General features: G+C 71.9%; 2 protein-coding genes and 2 pseudogenes. All 4 read right to left on the bottom strand.

Annotated elements, in window-relative coordinates; genetic code table 11:
* Nucleotides 1-412, bottom strand: a 412-nt coding sequence (locus tag ABSF49_RS21700; protein WP_424114706.1) for a cytochrome c-type biogenesis protein, incomplete at its 3' end; no start/stop codon positions are given.
* Between the two features lie 4 nt (nucleotides 413-416).
* Nucleotides 417-2,335: pseudogene (locus tag ABSF49_RS21695) on the bottom strand (heme lyase CcmF/NrfE family subunit).
* A complete protein-coding gene (gene ccmE / locus ABSF49_RS21690; RefSeq protein ID WP_424114705.1) occupies nucleotides 2,332-2,787 on the bottom strand; it encodes a cytochrome c maturation protein CcmE in 456 nt (151 codons plus the stop codon). Before ccmE ends, ABSF49_RS21695 begins: the two are co-directional and overlap by 4 nt.
* A 2-nt stretch (nucleotides 2,788-2,789) precedes the next feature.
* Nucleotides 2,790-3,050: pseudogene (locus tag ABSF49_RS21685) on the bottom strand (c-type cytochrome biogenesis protein CcmI); the annotation flags it as partial.

Here is a 3,050-nt window from a genome sequence, read left to right as displayed (position 1 = left end):
CGCTCAGGGGCGGGGGCGGGGGCGGGGCGCGGCGGCGGGCGAGATAGACGCCGAGCGCGCCGAGCGCCAGCGTCAGCGGCCCGCTCAGCCACAGCAGCACGGTCGAAAGCTCGAACGGCGGCTTCAGCAGGATGAAATTGCCGTAGCGCGAGACGAGGAACGCGCGCACCGAAGCGTTGCTCTCCCCTTGGGCGATGCGCTCGCGGATCAGCCGGCGGATGTCGCCGGCGAGCGGCGCGTCGGAATCGTCGATCGACTGGTTCTGGCAGACGAGGCAGCGCAGCTCGGCCGACAATGTCCGCGCGCGCGCTTCCAGCGCCGGGTCCTTCATCATTTCGTCGGGCTGCACGGCGCCGGCGGCGGCGGCGATCAGCAGGAAGCCGAAGGCGAGAAGCGCGCGCAGCCTGGCCATCGCTTCAGCCCGCTCCGCGCGCCGCGGCGGCGGCCGAACGCGCCGGCGCCGGGGCGCCGAACCGCAGCCGACGGTCGGCGAGCGACAGCGCGCCGCCGAGCGCCATCACGGCGGCGCCGAGCCAGATCAGCGTCACCAGCGGCTTCCAATAGAGCCGCGCCGCGACCGCGCCCTGATCGTTGGGGTCGCCGATCGCCGTATAGACCTGGCCGAGGCGCAAGGTGACGATGCCGGCCTGGGTCGTCGCCGTCTGCCGCGTCGCGAACAGTCGGCGCGCCGGTTCGACCGTGGCGACGACGACGCCGTCGTTGCGGATCGTCATCGCTCCCACCGTCTCGCGGTAGTTGGGGCCGGCGCGGTCGGCAAGCGAATCGAGCGTGATCTGGTAGGGGCCGACCGTCTGCGTCGCGCCGGCCTTCATCATCGCGATCGTCTCGGCGCCGAAGCCGGTCGAAGCCAGGCCGAGCAGGGCGACGCCGGCGCCGAAATGGGCGAGCGCGCCGCCCCAGAACGACAGCGGCAGGCCGGCGAGGCGCGACAGCATGACGCCGAGCGCCGCGCCGCGCCGCCAGGCGCGCGAGACGATCTCGGACAGCGTCCCGAGCATGACGAAGACGGCGAGCGCCGCCGCGATCGGCGCCAGCGCCGGCCCGCCGCGCAGGAAGGCGACCAGCGCGACCAGGACGACGAAGCCGCCGGCGAAGGCGACCGCGAGCCGCTCAGCGACGCCGAGCAGATCGCCGCGCTTCCAGGCGAGCGAGAAGCCGAACGGCGTGGCGAAGGCGATCGCCATCATCAGCGCGCCGGCGGTCAGGTTGAAGAACGGCGCGCCGACCGTGATCTTCTCGCCGGTGACCTGTTCGAGCGCGAGCGGATAGAGCGTGCCGAAGAACACGATCGCGCAGACCGTGGTCAGCAGCAGGTTGTTGAGCACCAGCGCGCCCTCGCGCGAGATCGGCGCGAACAGGCCGCCCTGCCTCAGCTTCGGCGCGCGCCAGGCGAACAGCGCCAGCGGGCCGGCGATGAACGCGGCCAGAATGACGAGGATGAACACGCCGCGACGCGGATCGCTGGCGAAGGCGTGGACGCTGGTCAGCACGCCCGAGCGCACCAGGAAGGTGCCGAGCAGCGAGAAGGAGAAGACCAGGATGGCGAGGAAGATCGTCCACACCTTCAGCGCGTCGCGCTTCTCCATCACCGCCGCCGAATGGATGAAGGCGGTGCCCGCCAGCCACGGCATCAGCGACGCGTTCTCGACCGGATCCCAGAACCAGAAGCCGCCCCAGCCGAGCGTGTAATAGGCCCAGTAGGAGCCGACCGCGATGCCGAGCGTCAGGAAGCACCAGGCGGTCAGCGCGAACGGCCGGACGTAGCGCGCCCAGGCGGCGTCGATGCGGCCCTCGATCAGCGCCGCGGCGGCGAAGGAAAAGACGATCGAGAAGCCGACATAGCCGAGATAGAGCAGCGGCGGATGGATGGCGAGGCCGGGATCCTGGAGGATCGGGTTGAGGTCCTGGCCCTCGAACGGCGCCGGCGACAGGCGCTCGAACGGGTTCGAGGTCAGCAGGATGAAGGCGAGGAAGGCGGCGCTGATCATCCCCTGCACGGCGAGCGCGTCGGCGCGCAGCCGGGCGGGCAGCGAGCGGCCGAATTGCCCCACACGCCGGAGAACTTGTAGATCGCCGGCGCGGCGCTGTGCGAATTCTCGGCGACGTTGAGCACCGAGAAGTCGGAGGCCAGATGCGCCCAGGCGAGCGCGGCGAAGGCCAGCGCGACGAGGACGAACTGGCCGAGCGCGGCGCTCGTCCCGACCGCCATCAGCGCCCGATCGCCGCGCCGCGCGCCGATGAGCGGCGCGCTCGCCTGCGCCAGCGACAGCGCGAAGGCGAGGATCAGCGCGAAATGGCCGGCTTCGACGATCATGGCTTGGCTGCGCCTTCCTGCCAGCGGCCTTGCTTCTTGAGCGCTTCGACCACTTCGCGCGGCATGTAGCGCTCGTCGTGCTTGGCGAGGATCGCCTCGGCGCTGAGCCGCCCGCCCGCCGCCAGCGCGCCCTCGGCCACCACGCCCTGCCCTTCGCGAAACAGGTCGGGCACGTTGGCGAAGCAGGCGCCGGCGCAATCGACGCCGACGCTCTTGGCGTTGTCGGTCACATTGAAGGTCATCGCGTCGGCGCCGCGCTGGACCGAGCCGGCCTCGACCAAGCCGCCGAGCCGGAGCCGCGTTCCCGGCCTCAGCGCCTTGGCCGCGACCTCGCTCGGCGTCAGGAACAGCGCGATGCTGTCGCTCATCGCATAGAGCGCGAGGCCGACCGCGACCCCGACCACGGCGAGCGCGACGCCGATCAGCGTCAATCTGCGGCCCTTGCGCGTCACCTTCAGCCTCCGATCCCAAGTTCGCGCGCCAGCGCGTCCAGTTGTTGTCCGGCCTCGGCGTCGCCGGCGAGCGCCTTGCGCGCCGAAGCGAGCGCCTCCTTCGCCTTGTCGGGCTCGTGCAGCACCGTATAGGCGCGAATCAGGCGCCGCCATTCGTCGGCGTCGCCGCCGCTGGTCGCCAGCCGCGTCGCCAGCCGCTCGACCATGCCGCGGATCATCGCATCCTGCTGGCCGCCCTCCTGCGGCGGCGCGCCGCCGACCAG

Origin of the sequence: Roseiarcus sp. (assembly GCF_049514155.1) — a bacterium.
In the GTDB taxonomy this organism is placed as follows: Bacteria; Pseudomonadota; Alphaproteobacteria; order Rhizobiales; family Beijerinckiaceae; genus Roseiarcus.
Note: the sequence above shows the minus strand (reverse complement) of the source record. Positions and strands in the feature narration are given on the sequence as shown.